This is a genomic window from Erwinia sorbitola (assembly GCF_009738185.1).
In the GTDB taxonomy this organism is placed as follows: Bacteria; Pseudomonadota; Gammaproteobacteria; order Enterobacterales; family Enterobacteriaceae; genus Erwinia; species Erwinia sorbitola.
The window spans coordinates 4,288,122-4,313,034 of the sequence record NZ_CP046509.1; the positions used below are offsets into that span (position 1 = coordinate 4,288,122).

General features: G+C 52.7%; 21 protein-coding genes. 6 read left to right on the forward strand and 15 right to left on the reverse strand.

The genetic code is table 11. From position 1 onward, the window contains the following. Positions 1-44: 44 nt before the first annotated feature. Together GN242_RS19455 and ssb1 are read right to left on the reverse strand one after the other, a co-directional pair. The gene (locus GN242_RS19455) at positions 45-1,718 is read right to left on the reverse strand and encodes a ShlB/FhaC/HecB family hemolysin secretion/activation protein (protein ID WP_231617120.1); all 1,674 of its coding nucleotides are present in this window, start codon (positions 1,716-1,718) and stop codon (positions 45-47) included. A 646-nt stretch (positions 1,719-2,364) separates the two neighbouring features. Further along, positions 2,365-2,922, reverse strand: a complete 558-nt coding sequence (ssb1, locus tag GN242_RS19460; protein ID WP_156288062.1) for a single-stranded DNA-binding protein SSB1 — start codon at positions 2,920-2,922, stop codon at positions 2,365-2,367. A 251-nt stretch (positions 2,923-3,173) separates the two neighbouring features. Between ssb1 and uvrA the strand changes: the two genes are divergently transcribed. Both uvrA and GN242_RS19470 read left to right on the forward strand, forming a co-directional pair. Continuing rightward, the gene (gene uvrA / locus GN242_RS19465; protein WP_156288063.1) at positions 3,174-6,002 is read left to right on the forward strand and encodes an excinuclease ABC subunit UvrA; all 2,829 of its coding nucleotides are present in this window, start codon (positions 3,174-3,176) and stop codon (positions 6,000-6,002) included. A 311-nt stretch (positions 6,003-6,313) separates the two neighbouring features. Further along, the gene (locus tag GN242_RS19470; RefSeq protein WP_154754236.1) at positions 6,314-7,366 is read left to right on the forward strand and encodes an NAD(P)-dependent alcohol dehydrogenase; all 1,053 of its coding nucleotides are present in this window, start codon (positions 6,314-6,316) and stop codon (positions 7,364-7,366) included. A 344-nt stretch (positions 7,367-7,710) separates the two neighbouring features. Here GN242_RS19470 and GN242_RS19475 read toward each other — a convergent pair whose 3' ends face one another. From GN242_RS19475 to dnaB, 6 genes are all read right to left on the reverse strand, one after another. Next, complete coding sequence (locus GN242_RS19475) at positions 7,711-8,028, reverse strand: MmcQ/YjbR family DNA-binding protein (protein WP_154754235.1); 318 nt, start codon at positions 8,026-8,028, stop codon at positions 7,711-7,713. Positions 8,029-8,030: 2 nt separating this feature from the next. Continuing rightward, positions 8,031-8,450, reverse strand: a complete 420-nt coding sequence (locus GN242_RS19480; RefSeq protein ID WP_154754234.1) for a secondary thiamine-phosphate synthase enzyme YjbQ — start codon at positions 8,448-8,450, stop codon at positions 8,031-8,033. A gap of 116 nt (positions 8,451-8,566) precedes the next feature. Beyond that, a complete protein-coding gene (locus GN242_RS19485; protein WP_197094746.1) occupies positions 8,567-9,760 on the reverse strand; it encodes an amino acid aminotransferase in 1,194 nt (397 codons plus the stop codon). 74 nt (positions 9,761-9,834) lie between these two features. Next, on the reverse strand, positions 9,835-10,452 hold the full coding sequence (locus GN242_RS19490; RefSeq protein ID WP_154754232.1) for a YitT family protein: 618 nt from the start codon (positions 10,450-10,452) through the stop codon (positions 9,835-9,837). Positions 10,453-10,718: 266 nt separating this feature from the next. Beyond that, positions 10,719-11,198: an Lrp/AsnC family transcriptional regulator gene (locus tag GN242_RS19495; RefSeq protein ID WP_154754231.1), complete on the reverse strand. Its 480-nt coding sequence runs from the start codon at positions 11,196-11,198 to the stop codon at positions 10,719-10,721. A gap of 168 nt (positions 11,199-11,366) precedes the next feature. Beyond that, positions 11,367-12,782: a replicative DNA helicase gene (gene dnaB / locus GN242_RS19500; protein WP_154754230.1), complete on the reverse strand. Its 1,416-nt coding sequence runs from the start codon at positions 12,780-12,782 to the stop codon at positions 11,367-11,369. A 101-nt stretch (positions 12,783-12,883) separates the two neighbouring features. Between dnaB and GN242_RS19505 the strand changes: the two genes are divergently transcribed. Next, the gene (locus GN242_RS19505) at positions 12,884-13,864 is read left to right on the forward strand and encodes a quinone oxidoreductase (protein ID WP_156288064.1); all 981 of its coding nucleotides are present in this window, start codon (positions 12,884-12,886) and stop codon (positions 13,862-13,864) included. A gap of 262 nt (positions 13,865-14,126) precedes the next feature. Here the strand turns inward: GN242_RS19505 and pspG are convergent, their stop codons facing one another. Both pspG and dusA read right to left on the reverse strand, forming a co-directional pair. Beyond that, positions 14,127-14,360, reverse strand: coding sequence for an envelope stress response protein PspG (pspG, locus tag GN242_RS19510; protein WP_156288065.1), 234 nt, complete (start codon positions 14,358-14,360; stop codon positions 14,127-14,129). A gap of 157 nt (positions 14,361-14,517) precedes the next feature. Continuing rightward, positions 14,518-15,513 (reverse strand): tRNA dihydrouridine(20/20a) synthase DusA, encoded by a 996-nt coding sequence (gene dusA, locus GN242_RS19515; protein ID WP_156288066.1) that lies wholly within the window; start codon positions 15,511-15,513, stop codon positions 14,518-14,520. 511 nt (positions 15,514-16,024) lie between these two features. On the opposite strand from dusA, the gene GN242_RS19520 reads away from it, so the two are divergent. Beyond that, positions 16,025-16,975, forward strand: coding sequence for a glycosyltransferase family 2 protein (locus tag GN242_RS19520; RefSeq protein ID WP_156288067.1), 951 nt, complete (start codon positions 16,025-16,027; stop codon positions 16,973-16,975). A gap of 127 nt (positions 16,976-17,102) precedes the next feature. On the opposite strand, the gene GN242_RS19525 is transcribed toward GN242_RS19520, so the two are convergent. After that, positions 17,103-18,353, reverse strand: a complete 1,251-nt coding sequence (locus tag GN242_RS19525; protein ID WP_156288068.1) for a conjugal transfer protein TraF — start codon at positions 18,351-18,353, stop codon at positions 17,103-17,105. Between the two features lie 474 nt (positions 18,354-18,827). Between GN242_RS19525 and zur the strand changes: the two genes are divergently transcribed. After that, a complete protein-coding gene (gene zur, locus GN242_RS19530) occupies positions 18,828-19,337 on the forward strand; it encodes a zinc uptake transcriptional repressor Zur (RefSeq protein WP_156288360.1) in 510 nt (169 codons plus the stop codon). A gap of 85 nt (positions 19,338-19,422) precedes the next feature. On the opposite strand, the gene GN242_RS19535 is transcribed toward zur, so the two are convergent. The 4 genes from GN242_RS19535 to GN242_RS19550 all read right to left on the reverse strand — a co-directional run bounded on the left by GN242_RS19535 (position 19,423) and on the right by GN242_RS19550 (position 22,336). Continuing rightward, positions 19,423-19,632: a CsbD family protein gene (locus GN242_RS19535; RefSeq protein WP_154754223.1), complete on the reverse strand. Its 210-nt coding sequence runs from the start codon at positions 19,630-19,632 to the stop codon at positions 19,423-19,425. Positions 19,633-19,848: 216 nt separating this feature from the next. Next, positions 19,849-21,171 (reverse strand): MATE family efflux transporter DinF, encoded by a 1,323-nt coding sequence (dinF, locus tag GN242_RS19540; RefSeq protein ID WP_156288069.1) that lies wholly within the window; start codon positions 21,169-21,171, stop codon positions 19,849-19,851. Between the two features lie 81 nt (positions 21,172-21,252). Beyond that, complete coding sequence (gene lexA / locus GN242_RS19545) at positions 21,253-21,861, reverse strand: transcriptional repressor LexA (protein ID WP_154754221.1); 609 nt, start codon at positions 21,859-21,861, stop codon at positions 21,253-21,255. 106 nt (positions 21,862-21,967) lie between these two features. Further along, positions 21,968-22,336 carry a diacylglycerol kinase gene (locus tag GN242_RS19550; RefSeq protein WP_154754220.1) on the reverse strand — a complete coding sequence of 123 codons (369 nt, stop codon included), beginning with the start codon at positions 22,334-22,336 and terminating at the stop codon, positions 21,968-21,970. 127 nt (positions 22,337-22,463) lie between these two features. On the opposite strand from GN242_RS19550, the gene plsB reads away from it, so the two are divergent. Beyond that, positions 22,464-24,887, forward strand: a complete 2,424-nt coding sequence (plsB, locus tag GN242_RS19555) for a glycerol-3-phosphate 1-O-acyltransferase PlsB (RefSeq protein WP_154754309.1) — start codon at positions 22,464-22,466, stop codon at positions 24,885-24,887. Positions 24,888-24,913 lie beyond the last annotated feature (26 nt).

Genomic DNA, 24,913 nt, shown 5'->3' on the forward strand with positions numbered 1-24,913 from the left:
CGGTTCAGTAAAATGCGCAGCCGTCGCCCGGGCGACAGGGCAGGTTAAATGTCCAGGTTGAGGCTGAATCCCGCCGTCGCGCCTGAAGTGTGAAACTGTTCTGGTTTATAGAGCGGTACCCCGGCGAACAGGTCATAGCTGAGGTGGCTCCACAGTGCTCCGCGCACGCCAATTGCGCTGCCCACCAGCTGATGCCCCGCCAGATAGCGGGTACCGGGGCCATCGACGCGGCCATAGTCCAGCGCGGTGTACAGCTCATGACCACGCGACAGCACGTTCCACGCCAGCTCGTTACGCCAGATCACCCCTTTTTCACCGGAGAGGATCTGCTCGCCGTCAAAACCGCGCACGGTGTAACGCCCGGCAATGGCTAAACGATCCTGAGGCGTAAGCGCGTTGGCGCTCCACTGACCACGTACGCTGGTAACAAAGCGCCATGGCTCGTCACCCAGGGTAAACGGCTGATTCAGACTGATATCACCCATGGCGATCCCGGTACGGGCGCTGCCGCTGCCGGTCTCTTCTTCCGGGGCGCGCAAGGCATGAAAAGCACCGGTGCCACGTCGCCAGTTGATATTGGCATCCAGCGTGGCGTTACCAAGATAGCTGCGCTGGTTAAGCCCCAGCTCCCAGCCCGCAGTACGGCGGCGCTGCTGTTCAATCTCTACCTCCTCAACGGCATTGGTCGAGTGGCGGCGCCAGACGCGCATATTGAGGGTGGTTTTATGTAGCTGATTGCGAAACAGCAGGCGGGATACCGTTACCTGTACGTTGTCGCTCTTACCGCTATAGCTCAACACCTCGTTGGCGTTGGCGATATTCTGGTGATAGGTGTAGTCGTTGTAGTTGGCGGCAAAGCTCCAGTAGCCGACGGGTATGGAGTAGTTCAGCGTGTGGGAGCGGTTGCCGAAAGGGCCGTGCTGAAACAGATCTTTGCCGATGTTGGCATAGAAGAGGTCGTTTTGCGCAAAGGGTGCATCCACCGCCAGCGTGGCCGAGCCGAGGTAACGGCCTGTGCTTTTCGATCCGCTATCGTCCAGCCCCAGGCTGAGATGCACCGGGCGGGTCTCTTTCCAGTTCACCAGCAGGTCACTGGTGCCGTCCTGCTCGCCAGGCAAAATACTGATTTCTGCGGTGGCGCTGGGCACGCGGCGGAAGTTCTCCAGGCCCTGCTCAATATCGCGCAGATTGAGCACATCGCCGCGAGAAGCAGGCACGGCATTCCACATACGCGCACGCCATGATACCGGCTGATCGAAGTAAATGCGGCCAATGCGACCAGGCTGAAGAGTGAGCGTCAGCACGCCTTTTGTCAGATCCTGCTCCTGGGCCATCACCCGGGTGGTAACAAAACCCCTGGCCAGAATGGCATTCTGTACCTTGTTAATAGCCAGCATAATTCCCTGTCCGCCCAGACAGCGGCCTTTGGCACTTTCAGCGGCCTCCAGCGCCCACTGAAAACGCGGGGCAAGATCCCCTTCAAGGCGCAGGGAGTTGATCGTAAAACAGGGGGTTTCGTTGGCCGGATAATCTGGCAGCACCACGTCGGGACGTGCCAGACGCACATCGCTCTCCGGGGCGTTCTGCTGCTGAAGCGCACGCTCACGCGCCTGCTGGCGCTGCTGCTCCTGCGCATCGAGGATCGCGCCGTTAAGGGCATTATTGTCGGCTGGCGTCGCGGCATGGACAACAGATGAGTGGGCAAGTATCACACTCATAAGTACAGGCGCAGCGATCCCTTGCTGAAAGAAGCGCAAACATAAAGTCATGCTAATGAAAATCCATTTAAAGGAGATGTTACGTAATGTAATTTGCGCACATTATCCATTCAAAAGAATGAAAATCAAGCAGGAGAAAACACGTTTTTAATTATTTTACTTTTATAACTCGCCAGCAAACAAATTAACATGGCTTATCGTTACGCATAGAAACAAATATCAAATACAACTATATTATTTATACATAATGGTTAAATTTAGGATAAAGCATCGTCTAATTATGCTTACCGCGACAGACCATACAGCCTGGCAGGCCTTTGGCAGCAGGCTTCTCCGGCTGCGGGGGGGCGAATTTGCTCCTCAATGTGGGAACGCCATCCGGTGATACCGCCGCAAGGAAACTTCGAAGGGTAATTTGAATTAAGGAAAAAAGAAAAGGGAAAACAATGTCCTCCTTAATACAGATGTGCCAACGCCACCATGCTTATACATAAAGTGCTTTTCATTCTATCTCCCCTCCAAATTTGTGTTATTTCAGCGGATTCAATCTTCCCGTTACCGCTTATTTAAAGCGGACGGTTAATTCAGAAAATAAAAAAACCCCGCATTGCGGGGTTTCTTGTGACTCGATAACGACAGGGTTTTCTTAGAACGGAATGTCGTCGTCAAAGTCCATTGGTGGCTCATTGTTCGCCGGTGCGTTGTTCTGCTGTGGCTGCTGCTGCGGGCGAGACTGCTGCGCGCCGCCGCTGAACTGGTTGCTGCCCTGTGGCTGCTGCTGAGGCTGCTGTGGCTGGCCCCAACCGTTGTTGTTGCCACCCTGACCGCCGCCTGCTGGTGCGCCTGCACCCTGAGCACGACCGCCCAGCATCTGCATGGTACCGCCGACATTGACCACAACTTCGGTGGTGTACTTTTCGACACCCGCCTGATCAGTCCATTTGCGGGTTTGCAGTGCGCCTTCGATATAAACCTGAGAACCTTTACGCAGGTATTCACCGGCCACTTCGGCCAGTTTGCCGAACAGCACAACACGGTGCCACTCGGTTTTCTCTTTGGTTTCACCGGTCTGCTTGTCACGCCAGCTTTCGGAGGTGGCCAGAGTCATGTTGGCAACGGCACCGCCATTCGGCATGTAGCGAACTTCCGGGTCTTGCCCCAGATTTCCGACTAAAATTACTTTATTTACGCCTCTGCTGGCCATGTTGCTGTCTCCGGTTAAATGTTCTGACTTAAGTCTAAGCGCAAAATTCTATCATGGCCTACCCCGAGATCCTACATTTAGGAGACGCCTCGAAAAACACCTGAGTTCGTTGCACCGTTACATCGTAAAAGATGGCATTCCAGGCCAAAACACTGGTTATTCATTCAGGTTTTTTTGTGCCATACTAACTCGTTTCTTTCTGGCCGTGCCGGGCAGGTATGGTGAAGTTTGCGCTAATCCGGGAAATGTGAATGGATAAGATCGAAGTACGGGGTGCCCGCACCCACAATTTGAAAAACATCAACCTGACCATCCCGCGCGATAAACTGATTGTCGTCACGGGTCTTTCAGGCTCCGGTAAGTCCTCGCTGGCGTTTGACACGCTGTACGCTGAAGGGCAACGTCGCTATGTAGAATCACTCTCCGCCTATGCGCGCCAGTTCCTTTCCTTGATGGAAAAACCGGACGTCGATCATATCGAAGGGCTGTCTCCGGCGATTTCGATTGAGCAGAAATCAACCTCGCACAATCCGCGTTCCACCGTTGGTACTATCACCGAAATTCATGACTATCTGCGTCTGCTGTTTGCCCGAGTGGGCGAGCCACGCTGCCCGGATCACGATGTAACTCTGGCGGCACAAACCGTCAGCCAGATGGTAGATAATGTGCTGGCGCAGCCGGAAGGCCGCCGTCTGATGCTGCTGGCACCGATTGTGAAAGATCGTAAGGGTGAGCACACCAAAACGCTGGAAAACCTTGCCAGTCAGGGCTATATCCGCGCCCGTATCGATGGCGAAGTGTGCGATCTTTCCGATCCGCCGAAGCTGGAGCTCCAGAAGAAACATACTATTGAAGTGGTGGTTGATCGCTTCAAGGTTCGCGAAGATCTGTCGCAACGCCTGGCGGAATCGTTTGAAACCGCGCTGGAGCTTTCCGGCGGTAGCGCCGTGGTCGCCGATATGGACGACACCAATGCTGAAGAGCTGCTGTTCTCGGCTAATTTTGCCTGCCCGATCTGTGGCTACAGCATGAATGAGCTGGAACCGCGCCTGTTCTCGTTTAACAATCCGGCCGGGGCCTGCCCCACCTGTGACGGGCTGGGCGTGCAGCAATATTTCGATCCTGACCGCGTGGTACAGAACCCGGAGCTGTCGCTGGCAGGCGGCGCTATCCGTGGCTGGGATCGCCGTAACTTCTACTATTTCCAGATGCTGCGCTCGCTGGCAGAGCACCTGGAATTTGATATTGAAGCGCCGTTTAACAGCCTTAGCGAACACAGCCGCAAAGTGATTCTGTACGGTTCAGGCAAAGAAAATATCGAATTTAAATACGTCAACGACCGTGGCGACACGTCAGTGCGCCGCCATCCGTTTGAGGGGGTGCTGCATAATATGGAGCGCCGCTACAAAGAGACGGAATCGTCGGCGGTGCGCGAAGAGCTGGCAAAATATATCAGCAATCGCTCCTGTACCAGCTGCGGCGGTACGCGCCTGCGCCGTGAAGCACGCCACGTCTTTGTTGAGAACACCACGCTGCCGACCATCTCAGATATGAGCATCGGCCATGCGATGGAGTTCTTCCAGAATATGAAACTCAGCGGCCAGCGCGCCAAAATCGCTGAGAAAGTGCTGAAAGAGATTGGCGATCGCCTGAAATTCCTGGTGAACGTTGGCCTTAATTATCTGTCGATGTCCCGTTCGGCTGAAACGCTCTCCGGCGGTGAAGCCCAGCGTATCCGCCTTGCCAGCCAAATCGGTGCAGGCCTGGTGGGCGTGATGTACGTGCTGGATGAGCCTTCTATCGGCCTGCATCAGCGCGATAACGAACGCCTGCTGGAAACGCTGGTGCATCTGCGTAATTTAGGCAATACCGTGATTGTGGTGGAGCACGACGAAGATGCGATTCGCGCCGCAGATCATGTGATCGATATCGGCCCCGGTGCCGGGGTGCACGGTGGTGAAATCGTCGCTGAAGGAACGGTTGATGACATCATGGCGGTGGAGGCCTCCCTTACCGGGCAGTTCCTCAGCGGCAAACGTGGCATTGCTATTCCTGAGCAGCGCGTAAAAGGCGATCCGTCTAAAGTACTGAAGCTGACCGGTGCCAGCGGTAATAACCTGAAGGATGTGACTCTGACACTGCCCGTCGGGCTGTTTACCTGCGTGACCGGGGTATCTGGTTCCGGCAAATCGACGCTGATTAACGATACTCTGTTCCCGATTGCCCAGCGTCAGCTGAACGGAGCCACTATTGCCGAAGCTGCGCCGTACCGCGAGATCGTTGGTATGGAGCATTTCGACAAGGTGATCGATATTGATCAAAGCCCGATCGGCCGTACGCCACGTTCGAATCCGGCGACCTATACCGGGATCTTTACCCCGGTGCGTGAGCTGTTTGCCGGGGTACCTGAGTCACGTACTCGTGGCTATACGCCTGGCCGCTTTAGCTTTAACGTGCGCGGCGGGCGCTGCGAAGCCTGTCAGGGTGACGGTGTTATCAAGGTAGAGATGCACTTCCTGCCCGATATCTACGTGCCATGCGACCAGTGCAAAGGCAAACGCTATAACCGGGAAACGCTGGAAGTGAAATATAAGGGCAAGAGCATTCACGAAGTGCTGGAGATGACCATTGAAGAAGCGCGCGAGTTCTTTGATGCCGTTCCGGCGCTGGCGCGTAAGCTGCAAACCCTCATTGATGTGGGCTTGTCCTATATTCGCCTCGGCCAGTCGGCCACCACCCTGTCTGGTGGTGAAGCCCAGCGCGTGAAACTGGCGCGTGAGCTGTCGAAGCGTGGCACCGGCCAGACGCTCTATATTCTGGATGAACCAACTACCGGCCTGCACTTTGCCGATATCCAGCAGCTGCTGGAAGTGCTGCATCAGCTGCGTGACCAGGGCAACACCATTGTGGTGATTGAGCACAATCTTGATGTGATCAAAACCGCTGACTGGATTGTTGACCTGGGGCCGGAGGGTGGCAGCGGTGGCGGTGAAATTCTGGTGTCAGGCACACCGGAGACGGTGGCTGAGTGCGAGCGTTCGCATACTGCCCGCTTCCTCAAACCTCTGTTGCAGAGTTAACTGGCCGAGGTGCGTTAAATCGGGCGAGGCATGCCTCGCCCCTACAGTATTTGTATTTCCCACCAGCAGGCCGCTATCTCCGGCCTGCTGTTAACATTCGTATTTTTCTCTACGATTGACTGCTGATTTATTACATTCTCAACAAAATCTTGCAGAAACAGGCAAGACTTAGCGAGTTTTGGATATACCCCGATCTTCATTCCCTGACTATGCTTAACCTTCATCATTTTGCGGAGAAGGCGACGCTGTTCCACTGCCTGCTCCCACCTCATATGGCCACTGCGCCACATCATCAACAACTGGAGATACCAATGAATATTACGCATGCTTATGCCGCCCAGGACGCGAAATCGAAGCTGGCTCCGTTTGAGTTTCAGCCACGCGAACTGCGTGAACATGATGTGCAGATCGAAGTGCTGTTCTGCGGCGTTTGCCACTCTGACCTGCATCAGGCACGTAACGAATGGCGTAACACCATTTTCCCGGTGGTGCCAGGCCATGAGATCGTAGGACGCGTTACCGCGGTGGGCGCGCACGGCCATAAATACAAGGTGGGCGATCTGGTTGGCGTGGGCTGTATGGTCGACTCTTGTCGTACCTGTGACAGCTGTAAAGAAGATCTGGAGCAGTACTGCGAAGAGGGTTTTGTCGGCACCTATAACGGCAAAGACCGCGTTAATGGCGATATCACCTTTGGTGGCTACGCAACTCAGGTGGTGGTGCATGAAGATTTCGTGCTGCGTGTGCCTGAGAACCTCGATCCGGCGGGTGCAGCGCCGCTGCTGTGTGCTGGTATCACGACTTTCTCTCCGCTGCATCACTGGGGCGTTGGCCCGGGTAAAAAAGTCGGTATCGTTGGCCTGGGCGGTCTGGGCCATATGGGCGTGAAAATTGCCCATGCGATGGGTGCTCACGTCGTGCTGTTCACCACTTCACCGTCTAAAATTGAAGATGGCAAACGCCTGGGTGCTGATGAAGTCGTGATCTCGAAAGATGCCGATCAGATGGCGCAGCATGCCAATAGTTTCGACTTTATCCTCAACACCGTTGCTGCGCAGCATGACCTTAATCCGTTTATCACGCTGCTACGCCGCGACGGCACCATGACGCTGGTCGGTGCACCAGAACATGACCATCCATCACCGCAGGTGTTTAACCTGATCTTTAAACGCCGCAGCATTGCTGGCTCGCTGATTGGCGGCATTAAAGAGACACAGGAGATGCTGGATTTCTGCGGTAAGCACAACATCACCTCGGATATTGAGATGATTAATATCAATCAGATCAACGAAGCCTACGAGCGCATGCTGAAAAGCGATGTGAAGTATCGCTTTGTTATCGATATCGATACGCTGCGCGCATAATTGTGACGTCTCACGTATACCCTAAACACGTATACCTTAGACACGTTTACCTTAGACACGTATACCCTAAATAATTCGAGTTGCAGGCAGGCGGCAACGCAGCAAATCCCCGGGAGCTTACATCAGTAAGTGACCGGGGTGCGCGAGGAGAGCCAACGATCCTGCGGCCTGAAGTATGACGCCATCTATACCCCAAACATCTATACCCTAAACACGTATACCCTAAATAATTCGGGTTGCAGGCAGGCGGCAACGCAGCAAATCCCCGGGAGCTTACATCAGTAAGTGACCGGGGTGCGCGAGGAGAGCCAACGATCCTGCGGCTTGAAGTATGACGGGTATACTTATTTCTGCACCTGCTGCACCGACGCATCCACCAGATAATATATCTGCGAGTCCTTTAGCGACCCGTCCAGCAGCACAGTGTTCCAGTGCGAGGGGTTGAGATGTTTGCTGGGTTGCACGTCGCTGTGCTGATCGCGAATCAGTTCCGCCAGCGCCGGGCTGCTTTTCAGCGCCACTGCCGGACGTCCGTCCACATCGAATAACATGGCAAACAGCACGCCGTTGGCTTTGATCTGCGTGGCCTGCCACTCTTCATGCTCGCTCTGCTCTGCTCCGCTCTTCGCCATGCAGTATGTCAGTAGATCGGATACCTTCATGCTTAATCATCCCCCTGTAGCGTCGCCACAATACGTCGGGCACCGCCGCGAATGCGGTGTTCACCCAGATAGATCCCCTGCCAGGTACCGAGCATCAGACGTCCACGGCTGATCGGTAGCAGCAGTGAGGTGCCAAGCAGTGAAGATTTAATATGGGCAGGCATATCATCTGCCCCTTCGTAGTCATGCTGATACGGCGCGCTTTCAGGTACCGCTCGCAAAAAGTGCTGCTCCATATCGGCTCTTACCGTCGGGTCGCAGTTTTCATTCAGCGTCAGGGATGCCGACGTATGCTGCAACAGCAGATGCAGCAGCCCGGTCTGCACATCACTTAATCGACGTAGTTCACCGAGGATCTCATCTGTCACCAGATGAAAACCACGTGGTTTTTCGTTCAGAGTGAGGGTTTGCTGATACCACATAGTACGACTCCTTAACTAAACAGATCCGTTAAGTGTGCAGCAAGTAGCGAAAAGGTAAACCTGAAAAGTGAAAAAGCAGGAATAGCTGGCCGGGAGAGAACCCGGCCAGAGAGGAATTACATCACTGCCGCCATCGCTTCAGCAACCTGACGCACGTTATTGTGGTTCAGGCCAGCCATGCAGATACGGCCGCTGGCAATCAGGTAGATGCCAAACTCATTGCGCAGACGATCTACCTGGGCAGCACTCAGCCCGGTGTAGCTGAACATGCCGCGCTGCTTCAGCAGGTAATCAAAGTTTTTACCCGGTACCGCCAGCGTCAACCCTTCTACCAGCGCCTGACGCATTTCAAGAATACGCACGCGCATCTCTTCCACTTGTGCCAGCCAGTCGGCTTTCAGCTCAGGATTATTCAGCACACAGGAAACTACCTGCGCACCAAAGTTTGGCGGGCTGGAGTAGTTACGACGCACGGTAGCTTTTAGCTGGCCGAGTACGCGCCCGGCTTCATCCGCATCGTTACTGACCACTGACAGACCACCGACGCGTTCGCCGTACAGGGAGAAGATTTTAGAGAATGAGTTGCTGACCAGCGCTGGCAGACCTGCGGTTGCGATAGCGCGGATGGCGTAGGCATCGTCTTCCATACCGGCACCAAAGCCCTGATAGGCGATGTCGAGGAATGGGATCAGCTCGCGCGCTTTCAGCACCGCGGTCACTTCATCCCACTGTGCGTTAGTCAGGTCAGCACCCGTCGGGTTGTGGCAGCACGGATGCAGCAGCACGATGCTCTGAGCAGGCAGTGTGTTCAGTTTCTCCAGCAGCGCGGCAAACTTCACGCCGTTGGTCTCAGCGTCATACCACGGATATGTATTTACCGTGAAACCCGCACCCGCGAAGATGGCAATATGGTTTTCCCAGGTCGGATCGCTGACCCATACCTGTGAATTCGGGAAGTAGTATTTCAGGAAGTCAGCACCCACTTTCAGTGCGCCAGAGCCGCCCAGCGTCTGAATGGTTGCGATACGCCCTGCTTTCAGCACCGGATGTTCCGCGCCGAACAGCAGTGGCGCAACCGCGCTACGGTACGGCGGCAGGCCTTCCATTGGCAGATAGAGTGATGCGCTCTTTGGCTGTGCATTCAGCAGCTCTTCCGCAGCGGCAACCGCTCTCATTTGCGGGATCACACCCTGTGCGTCGTAATACAGGCCGATGCTCAGGTTCACCTTGTGTGCGCGGTTATCCTGCTTGAAAGTTTCCATCAGGGAGAGGATCGGATCGCCAGCGTAGGCATCAACGTTTTGAAACACAGTGCAAGTCTCCATTAATTAGTCAGTGTTATCCTGCGACGTCTCAGCGGGCGTCGCGGCTGATACAGGCAAAGCTAGACGAAATAGCGGCCAGGTCGATGGTTCATGGCAATGATCAGATTAAGTACCACCGCACCGGCAATTGAGGCCGCAAGCATCTCGCGCGAGACGACAAACAGCGAAGCCAGCACTACGCAGGTGTCCACCACCATTTGCAGTTTTCCGGCGCGAATGCCGTAACGATCCTGTAACCATAATGCCAGAATATTGATCCCGCCGAGACTGGCCTTATGGCGAAATAACACTATAAACCCAATCCCCATCACCACGTTACCGAACAGTGTCGCATAAAAGGGATCCAGCGCGGAAAAATGGATGAATAGCGGGTGTAAATGGCTGAACAGCGAGACCAGCGCCACGGCTGAGAACGTTTTCACGGTGAAAGCCCAGCCCATCCGTTTTACGGCCAGCCAGTAAAAGGGAATATTTATCAGGAAGAAGGCGAGGCCAAAAGAGGCTTTCGTCAGATAGCTAATCAGGAAAGCAATACCGGCAGTGCTCCCGGTGAGCGCCCCGGCCTGTTTCAGCAGCGTGACGCCGAATGAGACCATCAGCGTGCCCAACACAATAGCCAGCACGTCTTCCAGCAGCGTATGGGGGATTCTTGCAGGTTGTTGTACTACGTTGTCCATCGGATTGATTCCCGGGTAATTGTTGCTCTGTTTATTGCTCGCTTTATAGCGAAAACAAAGCAAAAATCGCACCAATCCGCTGACACTGTAAACCAGCAGATGGGGGCAGCCAATTAACCCATTGAATACGAGGCGCTTTATTTTTTATCTTTGTGCATGAAATGGTCTTATTTCCATCATTTCACGCACCAGATTTCGATTCTATGCACAATGCTTTCACTGCGGGTGCTTTTAATGCACAAAAACGGTGCGCGATCTGCACTGTTTTAGCGCAACAGCGTTTCGCTTACCGACATCAGGCCATTCTCTTTCAGGCGGTTGAGCACCACGGAGGTTTTAACATGGGATACGCTTTGATGCCCTGCCACCAGCTGGCTGATTAGCGCACTTAAGCCTGGCAGGTCAGCCACGGCCACTTTCAGCAGGTAGTCGGCGTCGCCCGTGGTTTTGTATGCATCCACAATCGCCGCCTGCTCTGACACCATACGATGAAAACTCTCAACGTATTCTGCCGTGTGGTTGATCAGGCGCACTTCAATCAGGCCGATCATTCCCAGCCCGACAGCATCTGGCGACAAACGCGCATGGTAGCCAAGGATCAATCCTGCCTGCTCCAGATTAATCCGGCGGCGTGAGCATTGTGAGGCGGAAAGCCCGACAATATCGCTTAACTCCTGATTGGTCAGGCGACCGTTGGCTTCCAGTAAAGTCAGTATCTTAAGGTCAAAATCATCAATCTGGGTCATCGTTCATCCGTGCCGGTGTCTGAGTGCTGCTGACAGACAGATAAACGCATTAAATGCGGTTTTGTCCAACATTATTTTGTGATGACAGGATGAGTGCGGGTCAGGCGTGCCTGACCCCTACGGGAGAGCGAAACGTTGAAATGGACGGGTATGCCTGACCTGAGAAAACTATTCGTCGTCGTACTGTGGGCCGGCATAGTTGTCGAAGCGAGACCACTGACCGTTAAAGGTCAGCCGTACGCTGCCGATTGGGCCGTTACGCTGTTTACCGAGGATAATTTCAGCCACCCCTTTCAGGTCGCTGTTCTCGTGATAAACCTCATCACGGTAGATAAACATGATTAAGTCGGCATCCTGCTCAATGGAGCCGGACTCTCGCAGGTCTGAGTTGACCGGGCGTTTATCAGCACGCTGCTCCAGGGAGCGGTTAAGCTGCGACAGCGCCACCACCGGCACCTGTAGCTCTTTTGCCAGCGCCTTTAGCGAGCGTGAGATCTCAGCAATTTCCAGCGTTCGGTTGTCAGAAAGCGCCGGAACGCGCATCAGTTGCAGGTAGTCGATCATAATCAGGCTCAAACCACCGTGCTCGCGGAAAATACGGCGCGCACGCGAGCGCACTTCCGTTGGCGTCAGGCCGGATGAGTCATCGATAAACATGTTTTTCTTTTCCAGCAGAATACCCATGGTGCTGGAAATACGCGCCCAGTCTTCATCATCAAGCTGGCCGGTACGAATACGGGTCTGATCCACGCGCGACAGCGACGCCAGCATACGCATCATGATCTGCTCACCGGGCATCTCCAGGCTGAAGATCAGCACCGGTTTATCCTGTGTCATCGCGGCGTTTTCACACAGGTTCATGGCGAAGGTGGTTTTACCCATTGATGGACGGGCAGCGACAATTATCAGGTCAGAGCGCTGTAATCCGGCAGTCTTCTTATTGAGATCCTGATAGCCGGTATCCACCCCGGTAACGCCGTCGTGAGGCGTCTGATACAGCGATTCAATACGCGATATGGTCGCTTCAAGGATCTGATCGACGCTTTTTGGTCCTTCATCTTTATTGGCGCGGTTTTCAGCGATCTGGAATACGCGAGATTCAGCCAGATCGAGCAGATCTTCACTGCTGCGGCCCTGAGGATCATATCCGGCATCGGCGATTTCGTTGGCGACAGAGATCATCTCACGCACTACCGCACGTTCACGCACGATATCTGCATAGGCACCGATGTTAGCCGCACTTGGGGTGTTTTTCGATAACTCAGCCAGGTAGGCAAAGCCGCCGACCATGCTCAGTTCACCTTTGGTTTCCATCGACTCGGACAGGGTGATCAGGTCGATCGGTTTCCCCAGTTCCAGCAGGCGCTGCATCTCCGCAAAGATCATCCGGTGTGGGCGGCTGAAGAAATCCTTCGCAACCACACGCTCGGAGACGTTATCCCAGCGTTCGTTATCCAGCATTAAACCGCCCAACACCGACTGTTCAGCTTCCAGCGAGTGCGGGGGCAGCTTCAGACCTTCCATCTGGCGGTCGCGCGGCTCTCGGTTTTCGAAGGATTTGTTGGTGGGTTTATTTCCTGCCATAGTGATGTAATACCAAAAATCTTGTGGGGGGACGCGCAAGTATACCCGTTTGCATGGCTGCCGTCGTCCCCCACATTGCGGCGAAATCCTCAGGAGTGAACATGGCAAAACGTATACAAATTAGCCAGCATGGCGCACCAGAAGTCATGCAGCTGGTCAGCTTTGAACCCGCCGATCCAGCCCCCGGCGAGGTGCAGGTAGAGAATAAAGCGATTGGGATTAATTACATCGATACCTATGTTCGCAGCGGCCTTTATCCGGCTTCGCTTCCTTCCGGGCTGGGGACTGAAGCCGCCGGGATAGTGACGCGCGTTGGCCCGGGCGTGGATGCATTAAAACCGGGTGACCGGGTGGTTTATGCGCAGTCGTCGCTGGGTGCCTACAGTGAAGTCCATAATGTCGCGGTTGAGAAAGTCGCGCTGCTGCCGGACGCGATCTCCTTTGAACAGGCGGCGGCCTCCTTCCTTAAGGGGCTGACGGTACATTATCTGCTGCGTCAGACCTATGTCGTGCAGCCCGATGAGGTGTTTCTGTTCCATGCAGCCGCTGGCGGCGTCGGGCTGATTGCCTGCCAGTGGGCGAAGGCGCTCGGGGCGCACCTGATCGGTACCGTCGGCTCGGCGGAGAAAGCCAGGCTGGCTAAAAATGCCGGGGCCTGGGCAACGATTAATTATCGCGAAGAGGATATCGCCGCACGCGTTAGCGAGCTGACCCACGGTAAGAAACTGCGTGTGGTGTATGACTCGGTTGGGAAAGATACCTGGGAGGCCTCGCTCGACTGTCTGCAACGCCGTGGGCTGATGGTCAGTTTCGGCAATTCATCTGGCCCGGTGACCGGCATCAACCTGGGGATTCTGAACCAGAAAGGCTCGCTGTATGTCACCCGGCCATCTTTAAACGGCTATATCACCACCCGTGAGGCGCTGATCCAGGCAAGTAATGAGCTGTTTTCGCTCATCGCCAGCGGTGCGATTAATGTGGATGTGCCACAGGCACAGAAGTTTGCGCTGGCCGATGCACAGCATGCACACCAGGTGCTGGAAGGTCGGGGTACGCAGGGTTCGAGTTTGTTAATACCCTAATCGCATGTGCGCGCAGCATGCCTTGCCGGCTTTATTCAGCACAAATAATCAGGGCCTCCCGAAGGAGGCCCTTTTTTCTTTCTTTTTATTGTTCGCTCTGAGTGTAGGGTCAGCGGCGATGAATACGTTTTGATTCAGTAAAACCATCCTGGCAGAATTCATAAGTAAAAAATATGTTTAATTGCGAAATTGAGCTTTGCAATTTCCGATGTGTGATCTACTCCGCATTAACCCTGCAAAACATACAGCCAACTCGTTGATATCATCGAGATAACCAAGGTTTATCATCCGCAGAGGACTTGCGGAAAGCGCGATACAGCCAGACGGCAACGACGGCGAGCAGCAGCCACGGCAACAATTTAATAACAACCGCGAACAACCCGCCAACCACCATCACTACGGTAGCAACCAGCAACGCTGCAATAATGCCCAGCAACGAAATACCGGTCAGCAACAGCATCATAAAAAAGCCGATGACAAACAGGATCTCTAACATAAGGGTAAGCTCCAGAATAAGTGACTCTACTGGAGTTATTACAAGAAACGTGCCAGGTGGCGGGGGGATTTAACCGACTGAATTTTAAGAAGAGTCATCACCAGGGCTGTTATCGCCCTGGTGAAATTAATCAAAACCTGGTGAAAATATGACTATATTAAACGCTGGCCGGGACTTTATCCGCGACCAGTAGCAAGGCACTTTCCACTACATCAACGCCTGCACCCGCTTTATGGGCATTTTCACTCAGGTAACGACGCCACTGGCGGGCGCCAGGGATCCCCTGGAACAGCCCCAGCATATGACGGGTCACATGGCCAAGATAGGTGCCTTTTGCCAGCTCACGCTCAATATAGGGGTACATGGCACGCACCACTGCAACCGGATCTGCCATAGGTAGGTGGCTACCGAAGATCGTCTGGTCAACCTGCGCCAGAAGGCCGGGGTTCTGGTAGGCTTCACGCCCCATCATCACGCCGTCCAGATGCTGCAAGTGGATACTGGCTTCCTCCACCGATTTAACCCCCCCGTTAAGCGACAGGGTGAGCTGCGGAAAATCGCGTTTCAGCTGGTAAACACGCTCATAGTCTAGCGGAGGGATTTCGCGGTTCTCTTTCGGGCTAAGACCAGAAAGCCATGCTTTGCGGGCGTGAATAATAAACGTCTCGCAGCCTCCCTGCTCCGCTACGCGCTGAATAAAATCACAAAGAAACTCGTAGCTGTCCTGGTCGTCGATACCAATACGTGTTTTGACCGTCACCGGGATAGACACCACATCGCGCATCGCTTTAATGCAGTCAGCAACCAGTTGAGCTTCTCCCATCAGGCAGGCACCGAAGCGGCCATTCTGTACGCGATCGGACGGGCAGCCAACGTTGAGGTTAACCTCATTGTAGCCGCGCTCTTCCGCCAGTTTCGCACACTGTGCCAGTGCAGCTGGATCGCTGCCGCCCAGCTGGAGCGCTACGGGTTGCTCTTCAGTGCTCCAGGCCAGATAGTCACCTTTGCCATGGATGATGGCGCCGGTTGTCACCATTTCGGTGTATAGCAGCGTCTGTCGTGTCAGCTGACGATGGAAGTAACGGCAGTGACGGTCGGTCCAGTCGAGCATAGGTGCAATGGAGAAGCGGTGTGCAGGTAAATTTTCGGTCATGAAAAGCGCTAACTCTGTATCAGAAAAGGGGTGTCGATATTGTGCTCAATCATAGCATGGCGGGCCGCAGGGTGACAGGATTGCTGATGTACACAGATACCCGATGTAACAAGTTAAGGCTGAACTAACAAAGCGTGTAACGGAAGGAATAATTTCATGTGTAAATCTTACCTTTTATAAATTACTATATAACATAGTTAGGGCAATATATTTTGCTAAAAGTTGACATGTAAGCCGAGTGAGTAATGGAAGCAGCTGATTTAACTCAGACCCTGATAACAGCCATTCAGCATGTGCTGCCGGCATAGAACGATTTCTGGGTAGATTCAGCAACAATTCCAGTTCCCGGTCATAATCTGACAAAACCTAAAACCGCGTGATACGGAGCAAACTGTCCTTAAAAATGTGAATGCTTACAGCGCATCACTATTTTAACAATAAGGAAAAGAGTCACTGAGTCAGCAGTATCCTCAAAAGGCATTTGAGGTTTTTTAAAAAAAGGAAAAAGACCATGAGTCTGATAACTAATCAGTCTTCAATATCACAGGGAAAAGTGCTCTCCATTTTAGTCACTGCGCATAATCTTGAAGATTATATTACTGATTGCATGGAAAGCATTCTCCTGGCTGTCGGTGATTTGTTACCGCTATGTGAAATAATATTGCTTGATGATTCATCTGTTGATCGTACGCCTTCAATGATGATGGCGTTCGCCAATAAAAATAAAAACAGCAGCTATTTTAGAATAAATCTGAAAAAAATTGGTCAGGTGAGAAACTACGGACTTTCATTATGCAGCGCAAGGTACATTACCATGATTGATGGTGACGATATTGTCTGCAAAAACTCACTGAAAGAAATAGTCACGCTGCTTGTGAAGGAGAACCCCGATCTCTATATATGTAAGCTGAAAGAATACCAGGATGCAGCCTCGACTCAAGTCAACTACAGCTTAAGCAGAGCGCAGAAAACGTCATCACATAAAGCCATTAAGACCTTTCTTACCCATAAAAAATTCCAGGCGCATTTAGGCGGTAAAGTAATCAGTCGGAAACTGTTCACAGAATTAAGATTCCCTGATTACACCTGCTATGAAGATGCAGCAACTTTCCCTGAAATCTTGATGAATGCCAGGAGTATTTACGTTGATGAGAATTCATTTTATTTTCATCGGAAAAGAAATGGTTCGTTATCCAACACCATCACCGCAGAGAAGATCTCTTATCTGGCAGCCGCGGTAATCAAGATGGATAGCCTCTTCGGTGAAAAATACCGGATATATACCTCTTGTCATGTCATCGAGTTGCTGAATAAGCATTATGACAAAATTTCCTTAAGCCAGCTTCAGATACTGAAGGGGATTTTAAAAAAATCATCAAAAATGCGATTTATTTTCAACCCGTTTATCAGGTTCAGTTTCAAGAAAAAATATATAAAATTATTATCAAAGAATAAATATTGAACCTCATTCGACACCTGCAATCGGTTTCAGAGCTATCAGCCCCGAATGACTGCACCACCGCCGCCGAATCTTTAAAAAAAGAGGATAACCTTTTATCCGGTTACCCTCTCAAAGATTGATCGCATTATCAGAAGGTAAAGTTTAACTGCGCAACAGCTCCCCAGGTATTGTCTTTCCCCACCATCCCGGCAAGATCCAGATGAACCTTATTAAACGGTGACAGACCAAAACCGCCTGTGAATACGTTGGTGTCATTGGACTTCACATCGGCACGATAACCGGCGCGCAGCTGTAGCCAGTCCAGTAAACGATACTCAGCACCCACTGCGGCATACTGGCTATCATCCTGCGTTTTAAAGCGCTTGGTTGGGGTGAGATCGACGTCCAGAGCCGTTGTCAGGCGTTCGGTATGATATGAAACACCGGAGGTCACCAGCGGGCGGATCTGATAGGTATCCTTATATCCACTGACCTCTTTGGTATCGATATCACGAGAAATCAGGTTCTGCGCACTCAGACCGACCGTCCAGTGTTCACCCAGGTCAGTTGAAGCGCCTGCATCAAGGTTAAATCCGTTGTTGGTGTTCTTATAGTTGCCGTTGGTGAAGTCTGACTTGTCATAGCTGTACACCGAAGCACTGTAGTTATACAGCGTGGTTCTTTGCAGCTTAGGGGTCACGCCCAGTGAAACTGGCTGACCGCCGAAATTAAACTCGTGCGCTACGGCAATCCCCATATCATATACAACCGCTGCACGCCCCAGTCCGGCAGAGGTCAGGCTATTCAACCCTTCGCTGGTCGGAATAACGGTGCCATCAGCGATGCCTTGCAGGTAGTCGATATCACTTTGCGTGACATCTGTGACCACCGAGGCAGTACCGTAAGCTTTAGTGACAAATGCGAAAGGCAGCACTTCATTGGGTACTGTCACCGCAAATGCAGCTCCGGCGTTAGCCCAGGCTTTCTGTCCTTTAATATCACGCAGCTGACCAGCAAGATCGCCAGCCGCGTCCTGAGCACGTGCAATATCCGTTGGGGAGAAGGGGAAGGTGATGTTATCCGCCAGTCCTTTGTAATTGTTGACCGAATCGGTCAGGTCATCCACTTTATCGACCAGCTTTCCCTTATCGCTGATCTGCGCGCCTGCTACAGGCAGTATGATGCTGACGCTATCCTCCGGGCGGGCTTTGGTCATCAACGCCGGGTTAGCCAGTACAGCTGAACCATAGCTGGAAGATGCCACACCTGTTCCCCCCATCGCATCATTTCGGGCATCAAAGTAGTTACCCGCAGCAAACACACTCAATGGAGTAAACAACAGAGCGGGTAATACTACTGGTCGGGAAAATCCGATTAATTTCTTGAATTTATTTGCCATTGACCCCAAACCCACCTTTAAAAAATGAAAAAAGCGAATGCGCAAGAACGCGCATAACCGGATGCCTGAATAATGAACATAAAGGCACCATTTCATTGCTGTGAACTGAGAGAAGATGAGTGGGCTTATCAGGTCATTGCCATTTTATTAATCTGTTATCACGCTAACAGTTGAACGTTTCACATCTGTTTTTTTCAGTGCCAAACGCACATAGCCCTTTGCAAAAGGTAGACACGAACCTTAAGCCCTGCAAATCTGATTAGCCCGGCTGAATAAAAAAATAGTGGCCCTGGTGCCATCAAGACAATGGTGAAATTTTTTTAACCTTCTGCACTTAGCAGCAATACCAGTGAATAATCGAGATTGTCGGGCAGAATTTTGTTGGCCGGGAGTCGCAGGACGGTGAGTTCGGTGTTTTGTTGCAGATGTGATAAAATAACATCCTGAAATTGCCTGAGGAGGGGAACAATGAATATTATTAGCGCTGAAAAAATCCTGTCACAGGCAGAAGCTATCTGTCAGCAGCGCAGCGTGCGCCTGACGCCGCAGCGTTTTGAAGTGCTGCGCCTGATGAGCGAGCAGAATGGAGCTATCAGCGCCTACGATCTGCTGGATTTGCTGCGTGCCTCTGAACCTCAGGCAAAGCCCCCGACTATCTATCGTGCACTGGACTTTCTGCTTGAGCAGGGCTTTATCCATCGCGTTGAGTCCACTAACAGCTATGTGGTCTGCCATCATTTTGAAGAACCGTCTCACACCTCAGCAATGCTGATTTGTGGCCGCTGTGGTTCGGTGACGGAGCAACAAGCCGATGGAGTGGAAGATATTCTGAAATCACTGGCCCTGAAGTCAGGTTTTAAACTGAGTCATAGCGTGATTGAGGCGCATGGATTTTGTCAGCAATGCGGGGAAATTGAAGCCTGTACACATCAGGATGCGTGCCAGCACGATCATAGTGTGCAAAGCAAAAAACGTGGGCGTTAGTATAAATATTTAAGGGAAGGGTTAGAGCTGAGTGGCACTATCCTTGTGCCGGTATAGGAGCAATGTCCTGGCAGGAGCCGCTGTATTACCAGCGGTGGTTGTGACGGGTTTCCCAGTCACTTAGCTCTTTTTCGGCTTGATCTTTTTGATAGCCGTAGCGTTCCTGAATTTTACCTACCAGCTGATCGCGTTTACCTTCAACGACCGTCAGGTCATCATCGGTCAGCTTACCCCATTGTTCTTTCACTTTACCTTTAAACTGTTTCCAGTTACCGCCGGCTTCGTCTTTATTCATAATGTGATTCCTCTACCTTGGGTTAAAACAGCTTCTTTGTCTCAGAATTTGGCTTATTAGCCAGAGAATTATCTGGTGAAGCGCCTGACACAGAGATAATTGTAGTAGAGAAAATGCAATATGACCGCTAACCCCCTGCCCTGACGCTCCAAAACAGATACAAAGTCATTTAAAATCAGCAATTTAATAACTTATCGGCTTACGTAAGCAAATATTTCAGTGAGCAAACCAGCTATCATTACGCCAGTGCCGACGCCAGATAACCCACAGCGTTACCCCTCGTAACAGCAGGAACAGCGTTACTGCCAGCCACAGGCCATGATTACCCAGCCAGGGAACGGAGCACAGCGTAAGACCGAAACCCAGCGCAGCAATGGCCATACTGTTACGCATTTCACTGGCACGGGTGGCACCGATGAACATCCCATCGAGGAGATAGCAGCCTACGCCAGCCAGCGGCATTAACACCTGCCACCACAAATACCGATCGGCAAGCTGGCGTAGCGGTTCCAGAGAGGTCAACAGCGCAACGATATTCTCGCCAAACAGGGCATAAAACAGAGAGAAACCTAACGCCACCACTAACGATTGCCGACAGGCAGCGTGCCACACGTTGAGTAACTGCTTACTATTTTTCGCCCCGTAGGCTTCCCCGGAGCAGGCCTCAACCGCATAAGCAAAGCCATCCAGTGCATAGGCCGTAAAGGTGAGAAACATCAGCAGTACAGCGTTTACTGCTACCACATCATTGCCCAGTCGCGCACCGAAGATGGTCAGCGATGCAAAACAGATTTGCAGCAGTAGTGAGCGCAGCATGATATCGCGGTTTAAACGCAGCAGTCGTCCCACGTCACCGCGCCAGGCTGCCAGCATCAGCCGCAGCGTCAGACCGCGCAGTACCATGACCCGCCACACCAGCAACAGGCCAACGATCAGGCTGATGTATTCAGCAATTGCAGTGGCCGCCGCCGCGCCCTGCACACCCCACTTCAGACCGATAACGAACCACAGGTCGAGCAGAATATTTACCAGGTTGCCCACCACCAGCAGTATCACCGGAGCACGGGCGTACTGCACTCCGAGCAACCAGCCCAGCAGCACAAGGTTAGCCAGCGTTGCCGGAGCACTAAGCCAGCGCACCTGCATAAACAGGGCTGCCTGGTGCAGCACTTCGTCACTGCCGCCGGTCAGGCCCAGTGCGAGGTGAGTTATCGGGGTTTTAAACAAAATAAACACTATTCCGGCCAGCAAGGCCAACAGTAGCGGCTGCATCAGAGCGCGTGCCAGTGCAGATTTATCCCCGGCACCGAATGCCTGCGCCGTCAGCCCGGTTGTACTCATGCGTAAAAACAGCAGCAGCATAAACAGGAAGCTGGTTACAGTTGTTCCAATCGCCACGCCGCCAAGGTACGTGGGACTGTCGAGATGACCGATAACGGCAGTATCCACCAGGCCAAGGAGTGGCACGGTGATATTTGAAAGGATCATTGGCAGCGCCAGCCGCCATAGGCTTTTATCTGCGGGGGTAAGCAGTTTCATCAGAATCCATCAGAGTCGAGCTGATTAGAGATGATATACGCGCCGCAGAAGCAGCGCGCAGGATTTAGCGAGGAGTGACGATTAAATCCAGTTGCCGTTGCGAATAACGCCAACCGCAAGACCTTCAATGGTCAGGGTTTGCTGACGCAGATCGACCACGATAGGTTTGAAATCCGGGTTTTCCGGCAGAAGTTGCACCGTATTTCCCTGCCTTTTCAGGCGTTTTACCGTGACTTCATCGTCAATGCGGGCCACCACGACCTGCCCATTACGCACATCTTCCGTTTTGTGTACTGCCAGCAGATCACCATCCATAATACCGATGTCTTTCATTGACATACCGCTGACACGCAGCAGGAAATCGGCACCGGGTTTAAACAGGTCAGGATCAACCTTATAGTGGCCTTCGATATGTTGTTCTGCCAGCAGAGGCTCACCAGCGGCTACCCGACCAATCAGCGGAAGACCTTCTTCTTCTTCCATCATCAGGCGGATACCGCGAGAGGCACCTGAAACGATCTCAATCACGCCTTTACGCGCCAAGGCTTTCAGATGCTCTTCAGCAGCATTCGGGGAACGGAAACCGAGCTGCGCGGCGATCTCTGCACGAGTCGGTGGCATACCGGTTTGATTAATGTGGTCGCGAATCAGATCATAGACCTGCTGCTGCCTTGCCGTAAGTGCTTTCATCCCGCCCCCTGGTTGTTTATACAGTCGACTGTGAGTATATACAGGTATTTAGACATTTAAAACCTAAACTTGGGCGAAAGGCTGTTTGTAGTGAATTTTAGAAAACTCATCGCAAATATGGCACTAAGAGCATGATCCAGACGAAGATTGCCAGCAATATAGTTAACAGCACGGCAGCAGAGCCCATATCTTTCGCTCGACCTGAAAGCGGATGAAGTTCGCTGCCAATGCGGTCAACCACCGCTTCAATGGCGCTGTTGATAATTTCGACGACAATCACCATTACCACTGAGCCAATCAATAGCACCCGGGTGATGGCATCAACATCCAGCCAGCAGGCGACGATAACCGCCACTATTGCCGCGATGGCTTCCTGGCGAAATGCCGCTTCATGCTGCCAGGCAGCAAGGATGCCTTTCCAAGAATATCCGGCCGCTTTTATGATTCGTGTCAGTCCGGTGACATTATTTGCCATAATCAGGGAACCCTTTGAGAAGTTTAACGTCAATGAGTGGAACTACAGGTTTTTTAACACCACAGATTCTGTTAGCGCTTTCTGGTATGCTTGCGGCGCTTTGCTAACAAGAGGCTTCATGTTGTCTATGTCAGGTTGGCGTAATCTATATTATAACTTATTGAATCTTCCAGTTAAATTACTGGTAAAGAGTAAAGCAATCCCGGCTGAACCGGTTGCCGAACTCGGGCTCGATACTTCGCGCCCTATTATGTATGTGCTGCCTTATGATTCAAAGGCCGATCTCCTTGCTCTGCGTGAGCAGTGTCGCAAACAAGAACTGCCCGATCCGCTGGAACCACTGGAGATCGACGGTACGGTGTTGCCACGCCATGTGTTTATTCATGATGGCCCGCGCGTGTTCCCGTATTTTGTTCCGAATCTCGAATCGGTCAAGCTGTTCCATGAGTATCTCGACCTGCACCGCAATCATCCTGACCTGGATGTGCAGATGGTGCCGGTATCAGTGATGTTTGGTCGCGCACCTGGCCGTGAGGTACAGGGTGACAATCAACCGCATCTGCGCATGCTAAACGGCATCCAGAAGTTCTTTGCCGTCATCTGGCTGGGCCGCGATAGCTTTGTTCGCTTCTCGCCAATGGTGTCGCTGCGCCATATGGCCACCGAGCACGGTACGGACAAGATCATTGCTCAAAAGCTGGCACGCGTGGCACGTATGCACTTTGCCCGCCAGCGTCTTGCCGCTGTTGGCCCGCGTCTGCCGGTTCGCCAGGATCTGTTTAATAAGCTGTTAAAGTCCAAGGCGATTGCTAAAGCCGTGGAGGACGAAGCGCGCAGTAAAAAAATCTCCCATGAAAAAGCACAGCAGAATGCCGTTGAGCTGATGGAAGAGATTGCCGCCGACTTCTCCTACGAAGCGATTCGTCTGACTGACCGCATCATGGGCTGGACGTGGAGCAAGCTGTACCAGGGGATTAACGTCAACGGCGGTGAGCGCGTGCGCCAGCTGGCACAGGACGGTCATGAGATTGTCTATGTTCCCTGCCATCGCAGCCATATGGACTACCTGTTGCTCTCCTATGTCCTCTATCACCAGGGCCTTGTACCGCCGCATATTGCTGCCGGTATCAACCTGAATTTCTGGCCAGCCGGCCCGATCTTCCGTCGCCTGGGCGCCTTCTTTATTCGTCGTACCTTCAAGGGCAATAAGCTCTACTCCACTGTGTTCCGTGAATACCTGGGTGAACTGTTCACTCGTGGTTATTCCGTTGAGTACTTTGTGGAAGGAGGACGTTCACGTACCGGTCGCCTGCTGGATCCAAAAACCGGTACGCTGTCGATGACCATTCAGGCCATGCTGCGCGGCGGTAACCGCCCTATCACTCTGGTACCTATCTATATTGGTTACGAGCACGTGATGGAAGTGGGCACTTACGCCAAAGAGCTGCGTGGTGCGACCAAAGAGAAAGAGGGCTTTATGTCGATGGTGCGCGGGCTACGTAAGCTGCGAAACCTCGGCCAGGGCTATGTGAACTTTGGTGAACCGCTGCCGCTGGTCGCTTATCTGAATCAGCAGGTGCCTGAGTGGCGTGAGGCTATCGATCCGATTGAAGCACAGCGTCCCGCATGGTTAACCCCGGCGGTGAACGATATTGCGCAGAAAGTGATGGTTCGCATTAACAACGCAGGGGCGGCAAATGCCATGAACCTGTGTGTCACTGCGCTGCTGGCTTCTCGTCAGCGCTCTATGACCCGTGAACAGCTGACCGAGCAGCTCGACTGCTACGTACAGCTGCTGCGTAACGTGCCGTACTCGCCTGATTCCACCGTGCCGGATATGACTCCGGAAGCACTGCTGGAACATGCGCTCAGTATGAATAAGTTCGAGCTGGAGCAGGATAATATCGGCGAGATCGTGGTACTGCCGCGCGAGCAGGCGGTGCTGATGACTTACTACCGTAACAACATCCACCATATGCTGGTGATGCCGTCGCTGATTGCCGCCATTGTGATGCAACACCGTGAGCTGACCCGCGCTGAACTGCTGCGTCAGGTTACGGTGATCTATCCGATGCTGAAGAGCGAGCTGTTCCTGCGCTGGAGCACGGATGAGCTTGGGCTGGTGCTGGACTCACTGGTGGCGGAAATGGCACGTCAGGGGCTGCTGATTGCCGATGATAATACGCTGCGTCTGAGTGCTGCTCGTTTCCGCACTCTGCAACTGCTGGCTGCTGGCGTACGCGAAACGCTGCAACGCTACTCCATCACCTTCTCTATCCTCAGCGCTAAACCAACCATTAACCGTGGAACGCTGGAAAAAGAGAGCCGTACGATGGCACAGCGCCTGTCGGTGCTGCACGGTATTAATGCACCCGAGTTCTTCGATAAAGCCGTATTTACCTCGCTGGTGCTGACACTGCGTGATGAAGGCTTTATCAGTGATTCTGGTGATGCGCAGGTTGAACATACACAGCAGGTTTATCAGCTGCTGGCAGATCTGATTACTCAGGAAGTGAGAATGACGATTGAGAGTGCTGTCGAGCAAGAGTGATGGCACTCCCTGATGGGCCCTAACGC

Excerpts from the sequence above, each read along its gene's own strand:
- uvrA (WP_156288063.1), top strand. The coding sequence starts at position 3,174 with ATGGATAAGATCGAAGTACGGGGTGCCCGCACCCACAATTTGAAAAAC.
- lexA (WP_154754221.1), bottom strand. The coding sequence starts at position 21,861 with ATGAAAGCACTTACGGCAAGGCAGCAGCAGGTCTATGATCTGATTCGC.
- GN242_RS19550 (WP_154754220.1), bottom strand. The coding sequence starts at position 22,336 with ATGGCAAATAATGTCACCGGACTGACACGAATCATAAAAGCGGCCGGA.
- pspG (WP_156288065.1), bottom strand. The coding sequence starts at position 14,360 with ATGTTAGAGATCCTGTTTGTCATCGGCTTTTTTATGATGCTGTTGCTG.
- GN242_RS19535 (WP_154754223.1), bottom strand. The coding sequence starts at position 19,632 with ATGAATAAAGACGAAGCCGGCGGTAACTGGAAACAGTTTAAAGGTAAA.
- GN242_RS19475 (WP_154754235.1), bottom strand. The coding sequence starts at position 8,028 with ATGAAGGTATCCGATCTACTGACATACTGCATGGCGAAGAGCGGAGCA.
- ssb1 (WP_156288062.1), bottom strand. The coding sequence starts at position 2,922 with ATGGCCAGCAGAGGCGTAAATAAAGTAATTTTAGTCGGAAATCTGGGG.
- dnaB (WP_154754230.1), bottom strand. The coding sequence starts at position 12,782 with ATGGCAGGAAATAAACCCACCAACAAATCCTTCGAAAACCGAGAGCCG.
- GN242_RS19480 (WP_154754234.1), bottom strand. The coding sequence starts at position 8,450 with ATGTGGTATCAGCAAACCCTCACTCTGAACGAAAAACCACGTGGTTTT.
- GN242_RS19470 (WP_154754236.1), top strand. The coding sequence starts at position 6,314 with ATGAATATTACGCATGCTTATGCCGCCCAGGACGCGAAATCGAAGCTG.
- GN242_RS19520 (WP_156288067.1), top strand. The coding sequence starts at position 16,025 with ATGAGTCTGATAACTAATCAGTCTTCAATATCACAGGGAAAAGTGCTC.
- dinF (WP_156288069.1), bottom strand. The coding sequence starts at position 21,171 with ATGAAACTGCTTACCCCCGCAGATAAAAGCCTATGGCGGCTGGCGCTG.
- GN242_RS19525 (WP_156288068.1), bottom strand. The coding sequence starts at position 18,353 with ATGGCAAATAAATTCAAGAAATTAATCGGATTTTCCCGACCAGTAGTA.
- GN242_RS19495 (WP_154754231.1), bottom strand. The coding sequence starts at position 11,198 with ATGACCCAGATTGATGATTTTGACCTTAAGATACTGACTTTACTGGAA.
- dusA (WP_156288066.1), bottom strand. The coding sequence starts at position 15,513 with ATGACCGAAAATTTACCTGCACACCGCTTCTCCATTGCACCTATGCTC.
- plsB (WP_154754309.1), top strand. The coding sequence starts at position 22,464 with ATGTCAGGTTGGCGTAATCTATATTATAACTTATTGAATCTTCCAGTT.
- GN242_RS19505 (WP_156288064.1), top strand. The coding sequence starts at position 12,884 with ATGGCAAAACGTATACAAATTAGCCAGCATGGCGCACCAGAAGTCATG.
- GN242_RS19490 (WP_154754232.1), bottom strand. The coding sequence starts at position 10,452 with ATGGACAACGTAGTACAACAACCTGCAAGAATCCCCCATACGCTGCTG.
- GN242_RS19455 (WP_231617120.1), bottom strand. The coding sequence starts at position 1,718 with ATGAGTGTGATACTTGCCCACTCATCTGTTGTCCATGCCGCGACGCCA.